The 18,383-nt window shown below is 74.6% G+C and carries 17 protein-coding genes; 4 read left to right on the top strand and 13 right to left on the bottom strand.

From position 1 onward, the window contains the following. Positions 1–218: 218 nt before the first annotated feature. The 10 genes from ACZ7OY_RS05275 to hisD form a co-directional block, all read right to left on the bottom strand. Positions 219–3,356, bottom strand: a complete 3,138-nt coding sequence (locus ACZ7OY_RS05275; RefSeq protein WP_471910108.1) for a helix-turn-helix transcriptional regulator — start codon at positions 3,354–3,356, stop codon at positions 219–221. A 178-nt stretch (positions 3,357–3,534) separates the two neighbouring features. Beyond that, the gene (locus ACZ7OY_RS05270) at positions 3,535–4,914 is read right to left on the bottom strand and encodes an MFS transporter (protein WP_471910107.1); all 1,380 of its coding nucleotides are present in this window, start codon (positions 4,912–4,914) and stop codon (positions 3,535–3,537) included. Between the two features lie 189 nt (positions 4,915–5,103). Further along, the gene (hisF, locus tag ACZ7OY_RS05265; RefSeq protein WP_351609714.1) at positions 5,104–5,859 is read right to left on the bottom strand and encodes an imidazole glycerol phosphate synthase subunit HisF; all 756 of its coding nucleotides are present in this window, start codon (positions 5,857–5,859) and stop codon (positions 5,104–5,106) included. Then, positions 5,856–6,260 carry a RidA family protein gene (locus tag ACZ7OY_RS05260; protein ID WP_351609711.1) on the bottom strand — a complete coding sequence of 135 codons (405 nt, stop codon included), beginning with the start codon at positions 6,258–6,260 and terminating at the stop codon, positions 5,856–5,858. Before ACZ7OY_RS05260 ends, hisF begins: the two co-directional genes overlap by 4 nt. Positions 6,261–6,276: 16 nt before the next feature. Further along, on the bottom strand, positions 6,277–7,002 hold the full coding sequence (gene priA / locus ACZ7OY_RS05255; RefSeq protein WP_471910106.1) for a bifunctional 1-(5-phosphoribosyl)-5-((5-phosphoribosylamino)methylideneamino)imidazole-4-carboxamide isomerase/phosphoribosylanthranilate isomerase PriA: 726 nt from the start codon (positions 7,000–7,002) through the stop codon (positions 6,277–6,279). Beyond that, positions 7,002–7,649 carry an imidazole glycerol phosphate synthase subunit HisH gene (gene hisH, locus ACZ7OY_RS05250; RefSeq protein ID WP_471910105.1) on the bottom strand — a complete coding sequence of 216 codons (648 nt, stop codon included), beginning with the start codon at positions 7,647–7,649 and terminating at the stop codon, positions 7,002–7,004. Before hisH ends, priA begins: the two co-directional genes overlap by 1 nt. Further along, positions 7,640–7,804, bottom strand: coding sequence for a hypothetical protein (locus tag ACZ7OY_RS05245; RefSeq protein WP_351609703.1), 165 nt, complete (start codon positions 7,802–7,804; stop codon positions 7,640–7,642). The genes hisH and ACZ7OY_RS05245 overlap by 10 nt, the downstream gene beginning before the upstream one ends. A 3-nt stretch (positions 7,805–7,807) precedes the next feature. Then, positions 7,808–8,401, bottom strand: a complete 594-nt coding sequence (gene hisB, locus ACZ7OY_RS05240) for an imidazoleglycerol-phosphate dehydratase HisB (RefSeq protein WP_152893722.1) — start codon at positions 8,399–8,401, stop codon at positions 7,808–7,810. Next, complete coding sequence (locus ACZ7OY_RS05235) at positions 8,398–9,507, bottom strand: histidinol-phosphate transaminase (RefSeq protein ID WP_471910104.1); 1,110 nt, start codon at positions 9,505–9,507, stop codon at positions 8,398–8,400. Before ACZ7OY_RS05235 ends, hisB begins: the two co-directional genes overlap by 4 nt. Beyond that, positions 9,504–10,826, bottom strand: a complete 1,323-nt coding sequence (gene hisD / locus ACZ7OY_RS05230) for a histidinol dehydrogenase (RefSeq protein WP_471910103.1) — start codon at positions 10,824–10,826, stop codon at positions 9,504–9,506. Before hisD ends, ACZ7OY_RS05235 begins: the two co-directional genes overlap by 4 nt. A gap of 201 nt (positions 10,827–11,027) precedes the next feature. On the opposite strand from hisD, the gene ACZ7OY_RS05225 reads away from it, so the two are divergent. The 4 genes from ACZ7OY_RS05225 (at position 11,028) to ybaK (ending at position 15,409) form a co-directional block, all read left to right on the top strand. Then, on the top strand, positions 11,028–12,605 hold the full coding sequence (locus ACZ7OY_RS05225) for an oxidoreductase (RefSeq protein ID WP_471910102.1): 1,578 nt from the start codon (positions 11,028–11,030) through the stop codon (positions 12,603–12,605). Between the two features lie 491 nt (positions 12,606–13,096). Continuing rightward, positions 13,097–14,125, top strand: a complete 1,029-nt coding sequence (locus ACZ7OY_RS05220) for a hypothetical protein (protein WP_471910101.1) — start codon at positions 13,097–13,099, stop codon at positions 14,123–14,125. 11 nt (positions 14,126–14,136) lie between these two features. Further along, positions 14,137–14,877, top strand: a complete 741-nt coding sequence (locus ACZ7OY_RS05215) for an LON peptidase substrate-binding domain-containing protein (RefSeq protein ID WP_385528603.1) — start codon at positions 14,137–14,139, stop codon at positions 14,875–14,877. Between the two features lie 31 nt (positions 14,878–14,908). Next, positions 14,909–15,409, top strand: coding sequence for a Cys-tRNA(Pro) deacylase (gene ybaK / locus ACZ7OY_RS05210; protein WP_471910100.1), 501 nt, complete (start codon positions 14,909–14,911; stop codon positions 15,407–15,409). Between the two features lie 295 nt (positions 15,410–15,704). Here ybaK and ACZ7OY_RS05205 read toward each other — a convergent pair whose 3' ends face one another. The 3 genes from ACZ7OY_RS05205 to ACZ7OY_RS05195 form a co-directional block, all read right to left on the bottom strand. Beyond that, entirely contained in the window at positions 15,705–16,394 is a 690-nt protein-coding gene (locus ACZ7OY_RS05205; RefSeq protein ID WP_471910099.1) for an AAA family ATPase, read from the bottom strand. Between the two features lie 34 nt (positions 16,395–16,428). After that, positions 16,429–17,250 carry an ABC transporter permease gene (locus tag ACZ7OY_RS05200; protein WP_384727417.1) on the bottom strand — a complete coding sequence of 274 codons (822 nt, stop codon included), beginning with the start codon at positions 17,248–17,250 and terminating at the stop codon, positions 16,429–16,431. A gap of 74 nt (positions 17,251–17,324) precedes the next feature. Then, complete coding sequence (locus tag ACZ7OY_RS05195) at positions 17,325–18,299, bottom strand: ABC transporter ATP-binding protein (protein WP_471910098.1); 975 nt, start codon at positions 18,297–18,299, stop codon at positions 17,325–17,327. Positions 18,300–18,383 lie beyond the last annotated feature (84 nt).

The following is an 18,383-nucleotide window of genomic DNA, read 5'->3' as shown; positions in this document are numbered from 1 at the left end:
GGCACACGGCTCCACCGGCGACCGCCGGCCCCGCGCCCGCGCCGCCGGACCGCCCGCCCCGCCGGACCGCCCGCCCTGCCGGATCTCCTGTCCTGGCGGATCACTCACCGTGCCGGGGCGACCGCTCTCCCGGGGCGACCGCTCTCCCGGGGCGACCGCTCTCCCGGGGCGACGGGTCTACCGAGGCGACCGCCGTGGCGGGTCGCTCGCGCCGGGGGTCACTCGCGCGGCGGGAACCCGTGCCGCGCCGGGGCGGGTTCCCCGGGGCGGTCGCCGGACGCGTCCTCCCGGTCGACGAACCTCGCCAGCTCGATCCGCGAGCGCACCCCGAGGAGCGCGAACACATTGCGCAGATGGTGGTCGACCGTGCGCGGACTCACCGACAGCCGCATCGCCACCTCACGGTTGGTGGCCCCCTCCGCGACGAACCGGGCGATCCGCAGCTGCTGCGGTGTCAGCCGGACCAGCGGTCCCCGGGGTTCGGCGGCCGGGGCGTCACCGGTGGCGCGCAGTTCGGCCCGTGCCTGCCGGGCCCACGCACCGGCCCCGCAGCGTTCGAACGCGACCAGGGCGTCGCGCAGCCGCCCCCGTGCCTCGCCCGGCCGCCGCCTGCGCCGCAGCCAGTTGCCGAACAGCAGCTGGGTACGGGCGCGTTCGAAGTCGCCGCCCACCAGGTCGTGGCGGGCCAGCGCCTGCGCGTAGTGGACCTCCGCCGGGTGGGGGCCGGTGCGGTCGTCGCCGGGGGGCGGGGTGCCGTCGCGGGCCGCGGGTTCGCCCCTGCCCTCGACGGTCTCCAGCAGGGCGCGGCAGCGGGCGAGCAGCGCCGGGGCGGCGGCGTCGATGCCCTGCTCCGCCCAGCGGGCGAACTCCTCGACGACCGCGGGCGCGGCCTCCGGTGCGCCGGCCAGCACGGCGGCCTCGACGTAACAGGGCACGGCGAGCATCCGTACCGCGAAGTGGCCGCCGCAGGGGCCCGGCCGCACCAGGGGCCCGAGCCGGGCCGCCGCCTCGGGGGCCCGGCCCCGGCTCAGGTCGGTACGGGCCAGGGCCCACTGGGCGAGCGACGCGGCCAGGGCGAGGCCGTGCGCGTCGGCGACGGCCGAGCAGGCGGCGGCGTGCTCGGCCACGGTCTCGGCGTCGCCCGCCAGGGAGGCGACCAGGGCCAGGACGGCGTGCTGATGGGCGGCGATGTTGCGCTGCCCGGTGCGCAGGGCGGCGCGCAGTCCCTCCTCGGCATGCACCCGGGCCCGCAGGTGCCGCCCGGCCCGCAGCTCGCCGTAGGCCAGCCGCTCCAGCATCAGCGGGACCAGGGTGGCGTGGCCGCGCGAGCGCGCGACCGCCAGCGCCCGCGCGTGCACCCGGCACGCGGCCGCTAGGTCGCCCACGACCAGCGCCGCGGCACCGGCGCACACCAGCAGCTCGGGCTCCCCCGCGCGCTCGCCCCGCTCCACGAGCCGCCGCAGCGCCTGCCTGCCCCGCGCGGTCCGCCCGCTCAGCAGGTCCGTCATCCCTGCGCGGTACTCCGCCGCGAAGGTCTGGGCCGGCCCCACGGTCGGCCGTACGGCCGGAAGGGTCCCGGCGGGGGCGGCGGCGGGCAGGGCTCCCGGAAGATCCTCGGAGCGGACGCCGGGGACGGCGTCGGGAAGAACTCGGGGAAGGGCCCCGGGAAGGGCCTGGGGAGGAACGCCGGGCAAAACCCCGGATTGGGCTGGCAGAACCCCGGATTGGGCTGGCATAGCCCCGGAAAGGGCGGGCAGAGCCCCGGTCGGGGTCAAGGCGCGCACCGGTTGCGGCACGGACACCTCGCGGGGGGCGGACAGGCCGGATCCGCCGGTGATCCGCAGATACGACTCCGCGTCGCCCGCGGACCAGGCCGCCTCCATCCCGGCGAGCAGCGCCAGGTCGGTGCGCCGCGCGTCGTAGGGAGCCATCAGCTCCGCCGCCAGCCGCAGCGCCTCGCAGGCGTCGGCCACGGGCCCGTCCTGGAGTTCGAGCAGCCCGCGGACGAGTTCCGCCCGGCCGCGCACCGCGTCGTGCGCCGGCCACGGCCGGGCCGCGGCCAGCAGTTCACGGGCCCGCGCGGGACGACCGGCCAGCCGGGCGTGGTCGGCGGCGGCGGCGAGCCGCGCGACCCTGGCTCCGTCGTGCTCCGTGAGGACGGCCGCGCGCTCCAGGGCCACGGACCGTTCGGCATGGGTCCGGCTCGGGTCGTCCTCCGCGACGGCCGCCAGTTCGGCGGCGAGCCGGGGGTCGGGGCCCGGCGCGGCCAGGGCCCGGTGCACCAGGCGCGGCAGCCGTCGGCGTTCACCGGCCAGGGCCAGCGCCAGCAGCGTATGGGCCTGCCGGCGCCGGGCGGGTGACACCTCGTCGTGGACCGCACGGCGCAGCGGTTCGCCGGAGAACACCACACGTTCCCCGGCGACGCGCAGCACACCGGCGTCCTCGGCCTCGGCCAGTTCCGCGCGCCCGGCCCCGGCGGCACCGGCCGCGCGCAGGACGAGGAGGAGGTCCGCTCCGTGCCCGTACGGGTCCTGCTCCTGCGCGGCCGCGGCCAGCAGCAGGAGCAGCCGGGTCCCGGACGACAGGTCGCCGGGGCCCGCACCGCAGACCCGCACCAGGACGTCGGGGGCGACCAGCGGTGTCGGCAGCGGCAGTTCGCCTCCGAGCTGCCGTGGGCCGAGCCCGGCCAGGACGTCGGTCAGCAGCCGCGGGTTGCCGACCGTCCCGCGGACCAGTTCGCGGCGTACGGCGGGGTCGAGGGGGCGGGCGGCGAGGTCGTCCGCGAGCGCGCCGGCCGCGGCCGGGCCGAGCGGGCCGAGGCGGACCAGGGGCAGGCCGGCGAGTTCGCCGTCCGGGCGGCCGCGGGCCGCCGCGGACAGCAGCAGGCCGATGGGACGTGCGGTGTCCAGCCGCCGGGCGACGAACCCGAGGGCCGCGCGGGACGGCCCGTCCCACAGATGTACGTCGTCCACGCACACCAGCAGAGGCCGTCCCGAGGTCCGTTCGCCCAGCAGTTCCAGCAGCGCGGCCGGCTCCAGCCCGGCCCCGAGCACCCGCAGTGCCCGCAGCGGGGGGTCCGCGGCCGCGGAGCTGAGCAGGGCGTGCAGGCCGCCGTACGGGATGCGGCTCTCGGCCCGGGTCGCCCTCGCGTGCCACACGGTGCCCTCGTCGAAGGTGCGGCGGACCTGTGCGAGCAGTGCGGTGCGTCCGAGTCCCGGGGTCCCGGTGAGGACGAGGGCGCCGCCGCGGCCGGCGCGCAGCCGGGCCGACAGCGCTTCTACGGCTTCCAGTTCCGCGCTCCGGCCGTGGAGCCTGGGCGGGCGGAGCGGACGTGGGGGGATCGTCTGTCCGGTCACGGCCGTCACGTTACGACCGCTCGACCGGCGGCGGAACCAGGTGCCCGAGCCCCTCGGCGAGGCCCTCAAGAGCCCTGCGACCTCGGAAAACAGGCCTGCCGGACCCCGTTGCACGCTGGGCGCGCTCCTACTGGACGCGAGCCATCCTTGTGCGCCCGCACACCCGCACGCCCGGGTTTCAGAGCGGCAGCCGGGCGCGGCGCAGCGGGCCGCTGCACAGGACCACCACACCGCCGAGGCCGCAGACCGCGGCGCTGGTGACGAAGACGGGGCCGGTGCCCCACCAGCCGATGGCGGCCGCGCTCAGCGGCATGCTGAGCGGGGCGAAGCCGAGGCTGACGACGCCCGCGACGGAGCTGACGCGGCCCAGGTAGGCGGGTTCGGCCTGGGTCTGGAGCAGGGCGCCGCACAACGCGCCGCTGAGTCCGGTGAGCAGGCCGACGAGGACGGCCACGCCGATGGCCGCGGTCAGGTCGGGTACGAAGGCGAGCGCGCCGATCGCGGCCGAACCGGTGATGATCGCGCCCGCCGCGACCCGCGCCGCGTGCGGCAGCCGCCCGCGTACGGCCAGCAGCAGCGCGGCGATTCCCGCACCGGCCCCGAATCCGGAGAGCACCCCGCCCATGCCGGCGGCGCCCCAGCCGCGCTGGTCGGCCAGCAGGGTCAGTCCGACGTTGAGCGGTCCGACGAAGCCGAGGTCACCGAGGGCGATGGCGATCAGGAGCGGCGCGAGGACCCGGTGCCCGCGGATGTAGCGCAGGCCTTCGCGCAGATCCCGCCACGGACTGCCCGCGGCGGCCTCCGCCACGACACCGGGAGCCCCGGACGTCTCGGACGCCCCGGATACGTCGGACGCCCCGGACGCGTCGGCCGTGCCCGCCACCGACGCCTCCGGTGCCTCGGTCACCGTCGGCACCGTCCGCACCGGTGTCGCCGCGGCAGGCGCCGCGAGGTTCCGGGTCCGTACGGACAGCAGCAGCGGGACCGACAGCGCTATCAGCAGTCCGGCCAGGCCGAACGCGCCGGCGGCCCCGCCCAGGGCCACCCCCAGACCGCCGAGCGGCCCGCCCACCACACCGGCGAAGCGGATGGCGAGACCGCGCAGGCCCTGGACCCGGGCGAGCTGGTCCGGACCGGTCAGCCGGGCGGGCAGCGCCCCCACCGCGGGCATGAAGACGGCGTCCACGATGCCGAAGACCACGGCGAGCACGACCAGCGGCCACAGCCCGGGGCCGGAGACGAGGAGCAGCGCGGCGACCGCGAGCACCACCGCGCAGCGCACGGCGTCGCTCCCGATGACGACCCGGCGCGGCCCGAACCGGTCGGCGACCACGCCCCCGCCCAGCATCAGCAGGGCCCGCGGCACCGCGCTGACGGCCATCACCAGACCGGCCTGCGAGGGCGATCCGGCCTGGACGGCGGCCCAGGACAGCGCGAGGTAGTAGACGTTGTCCCCGACCATCGACGCGGTGTAGGCGCCGAGCCAGCGCAGCACGTTGCCGTCGCGATGGGCCGGCCGCGAGGTGGCGTCGGCCGGGGCGGTGAGCGTGGCGGTCACGGGAGGTCGTCCTCTCGGATACATCTACGTCGGGTACGTCGGGCACGTCGGACACGTCGGGCACGTCCGGACGCGAAGGAGAAGCTGTGCACCGTATTCTGCGCAGCTTCTCTTTTCTCTCGGACATGGCGGGAGCCCCGGTCACCGGGGTGACCGGGGCTCGCGGCGGCTGTCCGCGCGGACGCGGTGTCACCGCACCGGGCGGCCCGCCTCACGCAGGGTCTGCTTGACCTCGGCGATGCGCAGATCGCCGAAGTGGAAGACGGAGGCGGCCAGTACGGCGTCCGCGCCCGCCTCCACGGCCGGCGGGAAGTCGCCGAGGCGGCCCGCGCCGCCGGAGGCGATCACCGGGACCGTCACATGCCTGCGGACGGCGGCGATCATCTCCAGGTCGTAGCCGTCCTTGGTGCCGTCCGCGTCCATCGAGTTCAGCAGGATCTCGCCGGCGCCGAGCTCGGCGGCCCGGTGCGCCCACTCGACCGCGTCGATGCCGGTGCCCTTGCGGCCGCCGTGCGTGGTCACCTCGAAGCTTCCGGACGGCGTCCGCCGGGCGTCGACCGACAGCACCAGGACCTGTCGGCCGAAGCGCTCGGCGATCTCCCGGATCAGGTCGGGCCGGGCGATGGCGGCCGTGTTCACGCCCACCTTGTCGGCGCCCGCCCGCAGCAGCTTGTCCACGTCCTCCGCGGCGCGCACCCCGCCGCCGACGGTCAGCGGGATGAACACCTGCTCGGCGGTGCGGCGCACCACGTCGTACGTGGTCTCCCGGTTGCCCGAGGAGGCGGTGATGTCCAGGAACGTCAGCTCGTCGGCGCCCTCGGCGTCGTACACCTTCGCCATCTCGACCGGGTCGCCCGCGTCGCGCAGGTTCTGGAAGTTGACGCCCTTGACGACCCGTCCGTTGTCCACGTCCAGGCAGGGGATGACTCGGACCGCCAGGGTCATGAATCCACGGCTCCTCTGAATGCTTCTATTTCCACTTCGACCAGGATGCGCGGGTCGACGAAGCCCTCCACGACCAGCAGGGTCGAGACCGGGCGCACCGAGTCGAAGAGTTCCTTGTGGGCGCGTCCCACGGCTTCCACGTCCCGCACATGGCTCAGGTACATCCGCGTGCGGATCACCGCGTCGATACCGAGTCCGAACTCGCCGATCGCCTCGACCGCGCTGGTGAAGGCGACCTTGGCCTGCTCGTACGGGTCGCCCTCCCCGTACAGCACGCGGCCTTTGAAGGACGTCGTGCCCGCCACCAGTACGCGGTCGCCCGCCGCGACGGCGCGCGCGAAGCCGAGGGACTCCTCCCAGGGGCTTCCGCTCTGCGCCCGTCGCACGGCCTCGGACGTCATGACACGGTGTCCTGAATCACGATGTGGCCTCCAGGGCCTCTTCCAGGGTGAACGCCTTGGCGTACAGGGCCTTGCCGACGATGGCGCCCTCGACTCCGAGGGGTACCAGCTCGGCGATGGCCCGCAGGTCGTCCAGGGACGACACGCCGCCGGACGCCACGACCGGGCGATCCGTGGCGGCGCAGACGTTGCGCAGCAGTTCCAGGTTGGGTCCCTGGAGGGTGCCGTCCTTGGCGATGTCGGTGACGACGTACCGCGCGCAGCCCTCCTTGTCGAGACGGGCCAGCGTCTCGTACAGGTCGCCGCCGTCGCGGGTCCAGCCGCGGCCGCGCAGGGTGGTGCCGCGGACGTCGAGGCCCACCGCGATCTTGTGGCCGTGCCGGGCGATGACCTCGGCGACCCACTCGGGGGTCTCCAGCGCGGCCGTGCCCAGGTTGACGCGGGTGCAGCCGGTGGCGAGCGCGGCGGCGAGGGTGTCGTCGTCGCGGATGCCGCCGGACAGCTCCACCTTGATGTCCATGGCGCGGGCGACCTCGGCGATCAGGGCGCGGTTGTCGCCGGTGCCGAACGCGGCGTCCAGGTCGACCAGGTGCAGCCACTCGGCACCCGACCGCTGCCAGGCGAGGGCGGCCTCCAGAGGAGAGCCGTACGAGGTCTCCGTCCCGGACTCGCCGTGCACCAGGCGGACGGCCTGGCCGTCACGGACGTCGACGGCGGGGAGGAGTTCGAGCTTCGAGGCCATCAGAGGGTTCCGATCCAGTTGTTCAGCAGCTGGGCTCCGGCGTCGCCGGACTTCTCGGGGTGGAACTGCGTCGCCCACAGGGCCCCGTTCTCCACCGCGGCCACGAACGGCTTGCCGTGCGTCGACCAGGTCACCTTGGGCGCGTTCATGGTCGGGTTGTGCGTCTCCAGGGACCAGTCGTGGACCGCGTAGGAGTGCACGAAGTAGAAGCGCGCGTCGGCGTCCAGGCCGGCGAACAGCTCGGAGCCGGCCGGCGCGTCGACGGTGTTCCAGCCCATGTGGGGGACGATCTCGGCCTGGAGCGGTTCGACCGAGCCGGGCCACTCGTCGAGGCCCTCGGTCTCCACCCCGTGCTCGATGCCGCGGGCGAACAGGATCTGCATGCCGACGCAGATGCCCATCACCGGGCGGCCGCCGGACAGCCGGCGGTCGATGATCCAGTCGCCGCGGGCGGCGCGCAGGCCGTTCATGCAGGCGGCGAAGGCGCCGACGCCCGGCACCAGCAGGCCGTCGGCGTTCATGGCGGTGTCGAAGTCACGCGTGATCTCGACCTCGGCACCGGTGCGCGCGAGGGCGCGTTCGGCGGAACGCACGTTCCCGAAGCCGTAGTCGAAGACGACGACCTTCTTGGGAGTGCTCAATTCCACACCTCCAGCCGTACGACACCGGCCACCAGGCACATGGCGGCGGCGATGGACAGCAGCACGATGAGGCTCTTGGGCATCTCCTGCTTCACGAAGGAGTAGATACCGCCGACGAGGAAGAGCCCGACGACGATCAGGATGGCGGACAGACCGGTCATGGGTTACAGCGCGCCCTTCGTGGAGGGAAGAATGCCGGCGGCGCGCGGGTCGCGCTCGCTCGCGTAGCGAAGCGCCCGCGCGAGCGCCTTGAACTGGCACTCGACGATGTGGTGGGCGTTGCGTCCGTACGGCACGTGCACGTGCAGCGCGATCTGCGCCTGGGCCACGAAGGACTCCAGGATGTGCCGGGTCATCGTGGTGTCGTACGCGCCGATCATCGGCGCCATGTTCTCGGGCTCGGTGTGCACGAGGTAGGGGCGGCCGGAGAGGTCGACGGTGACCTGGGCGAGGGACTCGTCCAGCGGGACCGTGCAGTTGCCGAAGCGGTAGATGCCCACCTTGTCGCCGAGCGCCTGCTTGAAGGCGGCGCCGAGCGCGAGGGCGGTGTCCTCGATGGTGTGGTGCGAGTCGATGTGCAGGTCGCCCTCGGTCTTCACGGTCAGGTCGAACAGACCGTGCCGGCCGAGCTGGTCGAGCATGTGGTCGTAGAAGCCGACACCGGTGGAGATGTCCGTCCTGCCGGTGCCGTCGAGGTCGATCTCGACCAGGACACCCGTCTCCTTGGTCGTCCGCTCCACGCGTCCCACGCGGTTCATGCTCTCTGCTCCTTCTTCAGTTCACGGACCGCGTCGAGGAACGCGTCGTTCTCCTGCGGGGTGCCTGCGGTGACCCGCAGCCATCCCGGTACGCCGTTGTCGCGCACCAGGACCCCCTGGTCGAGGATCTTGCGCCAGACGTCGTGGGCGTCCTCGAACCGCCCGAACTGCACGAAGTTCGCGTCCGACTCGGTGACCTCGTAGCCGATCGCCCGAAGCTCGCGGACCAGCCGGTCCCGCTCCTCCTTCAGCCGCTCGACGTACTTCAGCAGGGTGCCGGTGTGCTCCAGGGCCGCCAGCGCGGTCGCCTGGGTGACGGCCGACAGGTGGTACGGCAGCCGGACCAGCTGCACGGCGTCGACCACCGCCGGGTGCGCGGCGAGATAGCCCAGGCGCAGCCCCGCCGCGCCGAAGGCCTTCGACATGGTGCGCGAGACGACGAGGTGCGGCCGTCCTTCGAGCAGCGGCAGCAGCGAGGCGCCGTGGCTGAACTCGACGTACGCCTCGTCCACGACCACGATCGACGGCCTGGCCGCCTGGGCGGCGTCGTACAGCGCGAGGACCGTCTCGGGCGGGACCGCGTTGCCGGTGGGGTTGTTGGGGGTCGTGATGAACACGACGTCCGGCCGGTTCTCGGCGATCGCCCGCTCGGCGGCGGCGAGGTCGATCGTGAAGTCGGCGCTTCGCGGGCCGGAGATCCAGCCGGTGCCGGTGCCGCGCGCGATCAGCGCGTGCATCGAGTACGACGGCTCGAAGCCGATGGCCGTACGGCCCGGTCCGCCGAAGGCCTGGAGCAGCTGCTGGATGACCTCGTTGGAGCCGTTGGCGGCCCAGACGTTCGCGAGGCCGACCGGGTGGCCGGCGGTCTCCGTCAGGTACGCGGCGAGCCTGGTGCGCAGCTCGACGGCGTCCCGGTCCGGGTAGCGGTTGAGGTCCCGGGCGGCCGCGCGCACCCGCTCGGTGATCCGCTCGACCAGCACCTCGGGCAGCGGGTAGGGGTTCTCGTTGGTGTTCAGCCGTACGGGCACGTCGAGCTGGGGCGCGCCGTAGGGGGACTGACCGCGCAGCTCGTCGCGGACGGGCAGATCGTCGATTCCGAACGTCACTTGCCGGGCACCTTCCAGCCGAACCTCGCCTTGACCGCCGCGCCGTGCGCGGGCAGGTCCTCCGCCTCCGCCAGCGTGACCACGTGATGCGCGACCTCGGCCAGCGCGTCCTTCGTGTAGTCGACGATGTGGATGCCGCGCAGGAACGACTGCACGGACAGACCCGAGGAGTGGCAGGCGCAGCCGCCGGTCGGCAGCACGTGGTTGGAGCCGGCCGCGTAGTCGCCCAGCGACACCGGCGCCCAGGGGCCGACGAAGACCGCGCCGGCGTTGCGCACCCGGTCGGCGACGGCGGCGGCGTCGGCCGTCTGGATCTCCAGGTGCTCGGCGCCGTAGGCGTCGACCACCCGCAGGCCCTCCTCGACGCCGTCGACGAGCACGATCGCCGACTGCCTGCCCTTGAGTGCGGGCAGGATCCGGTCGTCGATGTGCTTGGTGGCCTCGACCTGCGGCTGGAGCTCCCGCTCCACCGCGTCCGCCAGTTCGACCGAGTCGGTGACGAGGACGGCGGCCGCGAGCGGGTCGTGCTCGGCCTGACTGATCAGGTCGGCGGCGACGTGCGCCGGGTCGGCCGTGGCGTCCGCGAGGATCGCGATCTCGGTCGGTCCGGCCTCGGCGTCGATGCCGATCTTCCCGGTGAAGAAGCGCTTGGCGGCGGCGACCCAGATGTTGCCGGGTCCGGTGACCATGTTGGCGGGCGGGCAGGACTCGGTGCCGTACGCGAACATCGCGACGGCGGTGGCGCCGCCCGCCGCGTAGACCTCGTCGACGCCGAGCAGGGCGCAGGCGGCGAGGATCGTGGGGTGCGGCAGCCCGCCGAACTCGGCCTGGGCCGGCGAGGCGAGCGCGACCGACGGGACACCGGCCTCCTGCGCGGGCACCACGTTCATGATCACGGAGGAGGGGTAGATGGACCGGCCGCCGGGCGCGTACAGCCCGACCCGGTCGACCGGCACCCACTTCTCGGTCACCGAGCCGCCGGGCACCACCTGGGTCGTGTGCGTCGTACGGCGCTGGGCGCGGTGCACGAGCCGGGCGCGCCGGACGGACTCCTCCAGGGCCGCGCGCACGGCCGGGTCGAGCTGCTCCAGCGCGTCGGCCAGCGCCCGGGCCGGGACGCGTACGGACTCCAGGCGTACGCCGTCGAACTTCTCGGCGAAGTCGATCAGTGCCGCGTCGCCCCGATGATGCACGGCCTCGCAGATCGGACGCACCTTCTCCAGGGCGGCCGAGACGTCGAAGTCGGCTCGGGGCAGCAGGTCGCGCAGGGCGAGGCCCTCGGGGAGGGCGTCGCCGCGCAGATCGATTCGGGAGATCACGGACTCAATTCTCGCAGACCCGGATCGGACGCCGTCCGCGCGTATCAATGGCTGATACAGAGCGGCGGCCCGGGCAGGTGGCGCATTCCGCCCGAACCCGGAAGATCCCCTTCACGTCTTGCGTTCGGCGCGTCACTCAGCGGGCATCAACGCCTGTGCGGCGAAGCGACCCGCGAGTAGCCGGGGAGGGAGTGAAGAACCGTGACCGAGGGGACCCAGACCCGCACCGGGGATCTGCCGGACGATCTGACCGCCGCCGAGGCCGGCATGTGGCAGTCGTTCCGCAACGGCACCGTGTACGACCTCAGCAGCGGGGAGGCGGCCGTCGACGACCCGCACGGGGGGCACCCCTGGGGACCCGAGCGGACCGTACGGGCCCGGATACTGGCCTGGCTGCTGCTGGACGGGCCGCCCGCGCTGGCCGGGCGGGTGGCGTCGCTGAAACTGGCCGGGGTGCAGATCAGCGGGGTGCTGGATCTCGCCGGCGGCACGGTGGTGCCGTACATGGAGCTGAAGAACTGCCGCTTCGAGCGGGAGGTGCTGCTGCCGGAGGCCCGCTTCACGACCGCCCGCCTGGTGAACTGCGCGGTGCCGCGGCTGGAGGCGGCCCGGGTGCACACCGAGGGCGACCTGCATCTGCCGCGCTGCCGCTTCCACCAGGGGGTCCGGCTCACCGACGCGCACATCGGCACGGACCTGCTGCTCAACGAGGCCGTCGTCGACCGCGACCGCAGCGGCCGCTCGATAGCCGCCGACGGCATGTCGGTGGGGCAGGACCTGCAGGCCGAGCTCCTGGAGTCGCACGGCGAGCTGAGCCTGCGCGCCGCGACGGTGGGCGTGTCGCTGAGTCTGCGCGGCGCGCAGCTGGCCAACCCGTACACCCGGTTCGCCCTGAACGCGCCCCAGCTGACCGTCGGGCGCACGCTGTACCTGACCCCGGCGGGCGTGGGCGCCCAGGTGCCGAACGGCGCGACCCCGCCGCAAGGCACGCGGGTGCAGCGGTTCGAGTGCCGGGGCGGGCTGCGGCTGGACGACGGGCGGTTCGGGGACGCGATCGACCTGGAGCGGGCCCGGTTCCTGCTCACCGACGACCAGGCGCTGTCGCTGCTGCGGGTGCAGACCCCCGAGCTGCGTTTCCTCGGGGAGCGGCCGCAGCGCGGCACGGTCGTGCTGTCCGGGGCGCGGATCGTCAACCTCGTCGACCGGGCGGCCAGCTGGCCGGGCCCCGGCCGGCTGCACATGGGCGGCTTCTCGTACGAGAACCTCGTGCCGCACGGCCCGTTCCCGCTGACCGAGCGCCTGGGGTGGGTGGCCGCGGCGACCGCCGAGTACAACCCGGAGCCGTACGAGCGGCTCGCGGCCGTGCTGCGCGAGAGCGGCGAGGACGAGGACGCCCGGGAGGTGCTCCTCGCCAAGCAGCGCCACCGCCGGGAGACCCTGCCGCCGGCCGCCAAGCTCTGGGGGTACGCGCAGGACTGGACGGTCGCCTACGGCTATCGGCCGGGACGGGCAGCGGTATGGATGGCGGTGCTGTGGGCGGCCGGGACGCTCGCCTTCGCCCGCGCCGGGCGCCCGCCGGTCAACGGCGACGGGCATCCGGAGTGGGATCCGGCCCTGTTCGCCCTGGACCTGCTGCTGCCGGTCATCGACCTGGGCCAGGCCGACCAGTGGCAGCTCAGCGGCGGCCGGCAGTGGCTGGCGGCGGCGATGATCCTGCTCGGCTGGGTCCTGGCGACGACGGTGGCGACGGGGGCCACCCGGATGCTCCGGCGCAGCTGACGCCCGGGAGCCGCGCGGACGGGCTCCCGGGGGCCTCGCCACGACGTCCGCGCCCGGCCGAGGCGGGCGGGTGCCCGCACACCCCCACCCGACGGACCGTCCGCGACCGGCCGGACGACGTATGGACGGCGTACGACGTATGGCGTAGGAACGGCGTACGGGCAGGCACACGGCCGCCGCGCGACGGACCGTCCACGGGCGGCCGCGCGACGGCCGGGCGGGCCGCGAGGCGCGCGGGAGGGGCTGCGAAGCGCGCGAGAGGGGCTGCGGGGCCGAGCTGCGAGGCGGGGCCCGCGCGGCCCCCCGTACGGCCCCCCGGGCCGTGCGGGGGCGTGGCCCGGCAGCCGGGCCACCGACCCTTACCCCCGGTACGCTCACAGCCGGTCCACAGATGCTTGATCACTACGTTTTACCCGTCCTTGACCATCGGTCGTACAACTTTCCAATTCTTCCGTGGAGCCTCTGGCGCGGCCACGACCTGCGGCTTTTCAATGGGCGGCACCATGGCTCTGCTGCCCCCCTTCATCCGGGCGTCGCGGATGAGAACCGCTGCCCCCCGCCCGGTCGCCGGACCTCCCGACGACGAGGTGCTCCTCGACGCGCCCGACGAACGCGTGGCCCCGGCACTGGTCGCGGCCGCCCGGGGCGAGTACGGGCCGGCCGCCGGGCTCCTCGCCGCCACCCGCCGCCATGCCGACTGGGAGAGCCGCGACCGGTACGTGATACGCCTCGCGTCCTTCGCCCACTGCCGCGACGAATGGTTCGAGAACTGGCGCGCCGCCGCCCCGGGCGACCCGGACGTGCTGCTGGTCGGCGCCCAGCTCGCGGTGCGCCGCGTCTGGGACTCCCCGGCCCGCACGGAGCTGCTGCGGTCCGCCAGCCCGCTGATCACGGCCGCCGCGCGCAGCGACGACCGCGACCCGGTGCCGTGGCGGCTGGCGCTGGACCACGCGCGCGGTTCGCGCGCCGGACACCGCTACTTCGGGGAGCTGTGGGAGGCGGCGGTCCGCCGCTCACCGCACCACCACGGCTGTCATGTGGCGGCCCTGAAGTACCTCGCGGGCGCCTGGCACGGCTCGCACCGCGAGTGCTTCGACTTCGCCGAGCGGGCCGCCCAGGACGCGCCGTCCGACTCGCTCGTCCAGGCGCTGCCGCTGCGCGCGGCCTTCACCTACCTCACCGACGGCTGCGGCCCCGCGGTGCCGCGCGAGCGGCTGGACGCCGCGGCCGACCGGGCGCTCGCGCTGTCCGCCCGGCACCCGGCGGCCGACCCCTGGCCCGCGGAGATCCGCAACCTCGCGGTCTACGTCCTGGTGCGTCTCGGCCGCCAGGCGGACGCCCGGGAACAGCTGCGGCTGACCGGCCCTTACGTCACCTCCTTCCCCTGGGACCGGGTCTCCGACGACCCACTGGGACGGTTCCTGGAAGTGCGCGAGAACGCCCTGCGGACGCCCTGGGCGGAGCCCGGCCGGCGTCCACGGAACGGGCGCGGCGACCGCGACCGCTCCGTCGGCCATTAGGCTTCTGCGCCGTGACCACCGTCCGGCTTCCGCTCTTCCCCCTGAACTCGGTGCTCTTCCCGGGTCTCGTCCTGCCGCTCAGCATCTTCGAGGAGCGCTATCGCGCCATGATGCGCGAGCTGCTGAAGACCCCCGAGGACGAACCGCGCCGGTTCGCCGTCGTGACCATCCGCGACGGCCATGAAGTGGCGCCCAGCGCGCCGGGCATGCCGGACCCGACCGCCGTGCCCGAGCGCGGGCCGGCCGCGGGCTTCGGCGCGGACCCGGCGAAGGCGTTCCACGGCATCGGCTGCATCGCCGACGCGGCGACGATCCGGGAGCGGGCGGACGGCACCTTCGAGGTGCTGGCGACCGGCACCACCCGGGTGCGCCTGGTGTCCGTGGACGCGTCCGGGCCGTTCCTGACGGCCGAGCTGGAGGAGCTCCCGGAGGAGCCGGGCGACGAGGCCGGGGCACTGGCCGAGGGTGTGCTGCGGGCGTTCAAGCAGTACCAGAAGCGGCTGGCGGGCGCCCGGGAGCGGTCCCTGACGACGGGTGCGGACCTGCCCGACGAACCGTCCGTGGTGTCCTACCTGGTGGCGGCCGCGATCATGCTCGACACGCCCACCAAGCAGCGGCTGCTCCAGGCCCCCGACACCGCGTCCCGGCTGCGGGACGAGCTGAAGCTGCTGCGCTCCGAGACGGCCATCATCCGCAATCTGCCGTCGCTGCCCGCGTCGGAGCTGACACGCACCCCGACCAGCCTGAACTGACGTACGAACGCACCCCGAGGAGCCGGCCGGCATGGCGAAGAAGGCGAAGAAGCAGCAGCCGGGCGGCACGCCCGCGACCGTGGCGCTGACCGCGGCCGGCGTGGACTACACGGTCCACGCCTACGAGCACGACCCCGCCCACCCGTCCTACGGCGAGGAGGCGGCCGAGGCCATGGGGGTCTCCCCCGAGCGCGTCTTCAAGACGCTGGTGGCGGACGTGGACGGCGCGCTGACGGTGGCCGTGGTCCCCGTGGCGGGCCAGCTCGACCTGAAGGCCCTGGCGTCGGCGGTCGGCGGCAAGCGGGCGGTCATGGCGGACCCGGCCCTGGCGGAGCGCACCACGGGGTACGTCCGCGGCGGCATCTCCCCGCTCGGCCAGCGCAAGAAGCTCCGTACCGTCCTGGACGACTCGGCCACCGGCCACTCCACCATCTGCGTCTCCGCGGGCCGCCGCGGCCTGGAGGTGGAACTCTCCCCCGCCGACCTCGCCGGCCTCACGGCCGCGACCCTGGCGCCCATCGGCCGCGCCTGACCCCTCGACGGCGGCGGCTTCCTCGGTTAAGTACGAGGGACATGTCGAAGCGAACACGCAAGCGCAAGTGGCGCGTCAGGAAGGGCCACTCGAACCACGGCAGGCGCCCGGCATAGGCCCCGCGAGGGCATGGAGCCCACGGGGCACGAAGCCCGCGGGGGCCTCGAGGCCGACGGCGTGCGTCCGGGGCGGCAGGCCCCGGTGACGGCAGGCGACGGCGGGGCGTCGGCCCCGCCCACGACAAAGGGCGACGGGAGCGGGGAAACCCTGCCGCACCCGCCGCCCGCACCGCGGTCTACTTCTTCGGCTCCCCGTACGGCGACGGCGGCTGCTGGTGCGGATACGCGTACGGGTCGGGGTCCCGCGGCCCGAACAGGCCCATCAGCCCCATGTGCACCACCAGAGCCGCCAGGGGCCAGGCCAGCAGCGCGCCCTTCGCCCCCAGCTTCAGCGGCGCGGAGAACGTCACGCCCTTGCCCACGGCTTTGGCGTGCGCGAGCACGTCCGAGGTGGGTCCCAGCCACACCCCGACCCGCCACGCCAGCAGGGCCCCGAGCAGCCCGCCCACACCGAGCGCCACGACCAGCGGCACCCCGCCGCGCCGGCGCCACAGGAACACGCCGAGCGCGCTCACGGCCCCGAAGGCCAGCGCCAGCAGCGTGAACGTTCCGTCCACGCCGATCGCCTGCTCGCCCTCGGTGTCCTTGAGGTAGACGGCCCAGCGGCCTTCGCCCACGTCGCCGACCAGCGGCACGTGCGGCGCCAGCCACCACCACACCAGCCCCAGCAGCACACCGGTCACCGCGACCGCCAGGGTGACGACGACGGCCTCGATCACCTCGGCCCGCATACCGGGACCGTCCTGTCCGTACAGGTCGTCCTGCGGCGCGGGAGCCGGCCCGCCGTACCCGCCGGGCGACGGCGGCCACGCGTCGTGCGGGGGCTGTTCGTGCGGCGGCGGAGGCGGAGTCAGTGGTGCGGTCACCCTGACATCGTGCCAGGCCCGTCGGCGCGGCGCGTCACCGGACCGCGGCCCGGCGGTACGCCCGGGTCGCCACGGCCAGCGAGACGACGCCGACCAGTGCGCACACGGCCAGGTCACCGAGTACGAGGGCCCAGTCGGGGTGCGCCGAGAAGGTCCGCGCACAAGCCTCCACGCCGTAGGTCGACGGCAGCAGGTCCCGGGCGAACCGGACGGCCTCGGGCATCCGCTCGGGCGGCAGCACACCGAGCAGCAGCGCCGCCGACATGCCGAGCTGCCCGAGCACGGTGGCCAGCTCCGGCCGCGGCGCCAGCAGTCCGAGCGCGGCACCGAGCCCGGCGAGCGCGGCACCGGCGAGCGGGATCACCGCGGCGAGGATCCAGAGGTTGCCCATGGGCAGCCCGAACAGCACGCAGCCGAACACGGCGGTGACCACGGTCCCCGGCACGGTGAACGACGCATACGCGCCGGCCGCGCCGAGCACGACCGCGGCCGGGGGCACCGGGAGGGTCGCGTAGTGGTCGAGGCCGCCGCTGGAGCGCAGCTGCCCGAAGTACTGGGCGAGCAGGTTCAGCGCCACGAAGGCGACGACGAGGACCGACGAGCCGGCCACCACGGACTCCGCCTCGCTGCCGCCGTCGACGACGCCCCGCATCATGATCAGGATGCCGACGGACTGGAAGGTCGCCACGAACAGCAGCGGGATCCTGGCCACCCGGGCCCGGGACAGCTGGGCCCGGTACACGGCCGCCAGCGCCGGCCACAGCCGCGCACGCGGCCCGAGTTCGGCGGCCTGCGGCGCCGCCTCCTGCACGGCCAGGACGCCACCCGGCAGAACCTCGGCGGGTACGACACTCACGTCGCGCTGCTCCCCTTCACTCTGGTTCACTGCGGTGCTCGCCCCGTTCGGTACGGATGAGGCCGTGGGAGTGCTCACGCCCTCACCAGCCCCTGCCGCGCGGCGCCGCCCAGCGCCAGGTACACGTCCTCCAGGCTGGGCGTGGCGAGGGTGAAGTCGTCCAGGGCGGCGAAGGCGGCCCCGCCGGTGACGGTGGCGACGACCGCGCGCGCCTCCTCGGGCGCCAGCCGCAGCGTCCAGCGGCGTCCGGACTCCGCGACCCGGTCGCGCAGCGCGGCCACCTCGGGCACCTCCAGCGGCGGGCGTTCCCGCCACACCAGCTCGACCCGCACCTCGCCCGCGACCTGCTCCTTGAGCCCGGCCGGGCTGTCGCAGGCGATCACCCGTCCCCTGTCGAGGACGGCGACCCGGTCGAGGACGGTCTCGGCCTCGATGACGTTGTGGGTGACCAGCAGGACGGTGGTGCCGCGCTCGGCCCGCCGCCGGTCGACGGCGCCCCACACGGCCCGCCGGGCCACCGGGTCCATGCCGGTGGTCGGCTCGTCGAGCACGAGCAGCGGCCGCTCCCCGACGAGCGCGGTGGCGAAGCAGGCGAGCCGCCGCTGGCCGCCGGACAGCTTCTTCAGCGGCCGGCCGGCGATCGGCGCGAGCCCGAGTTCGTCGAGCACGGCGTCGCGCTCGGCCCGCGCCCGGTGCGCGTCGAGGCCGCGCAGCCGTCCGGTGGTCTCGGCGGCGAGCGAGACGGTGAGCTCGTCGAGGGCGGTGGACTCCTGGCCGAGGTAGGCGAGCAGCCGTGCGGCACGCTCCGGGTGGCGCACGATGTCGTGGCCGAGGATCTCGACGGTGCCGCTGTCGGGTCGCATCAGCCCCGTGAGCTGTCGTACGAGCGAGGTCTTCCCGGCGCCGTTGGGGCCGAGCAGGCCGAAGATCTCACCGCGCCGCACCTCCAGGCGCACGTCGTCGGTGGCCCGCACCGCGGGTGTGCCGGGAGTGCCGCGTCTGCCCCGCAGCGCCGGATACGTCTTGGTCAGCCCGCGCACGGCGCACACGACCCCACCACTGTCTGGAAGGTCCGGTGTCGCGCGCGTACTCACAAGGGACGAGACTACGGGGTCCGGGACGCCGACCGGCGC

The organism is Streptomyces sp. NPDC107559 (genome assembly GCF_055657365.1).
Note: the sequence above shows the minus strand (reverse complement) of the source record. Positions and strands in the feature narration are given on the sequence as shown.

Excerpts from the sequence above, each read along its gene's own strand:
- hisF (WP_351609714.1), bottom strand. The coding sequence starts at position 5,859 with ATGACCCTGGCGGTCCGAGTCATCCCCTGCCTGGACGTGGACAACGGA.
- ACZ7OY_RS05260 (WP_351609711.1), bottom strand. The coding sequence starts at position 6,260 with ATGACGTCCGAGGCCGTGCGACGGGCGCAGAGCGGAAGCCCCTGGGAG.
- priA (WP_471910106.1), bottom strand. The coding sequence starts at position 7,002 with ATGGCCTCGAAGCTCGAACTCCTCCCCGCCGTCGACGTCCGTGACGGC.
- ACZ7OY_RS05245 (WP_351609703.1), bottom strand. The coding sequence starts at position 7,804 with ATGACCGGTCTGTCCGCCATCCTGATCGTCGTCGGGCTCTTCCTCGTC.
- hisB (WP_152893722.1), bottom strand. The coding sequence starts at position 8,401 with ATGAACCGCGTGGGACGCGTGGAGCGGACGACCAAGGAGACGGGTGTC.
- ACZ7OY_RS05220 (WP_471910101.1), top strand. The coding sequence starts at position 13,097 with ATGGGCGGCACCATGGCTCTGCTGCCCCCCTTCATCCGGGCGTCGCGG.
- ybaK (WP_471910100.1), top strand. The coding sequence starts at position 14,909 with ATGGCGAAGAAGGCGAAGAAGCAGCAGCCGGGCGGCACGCCCGCGACC.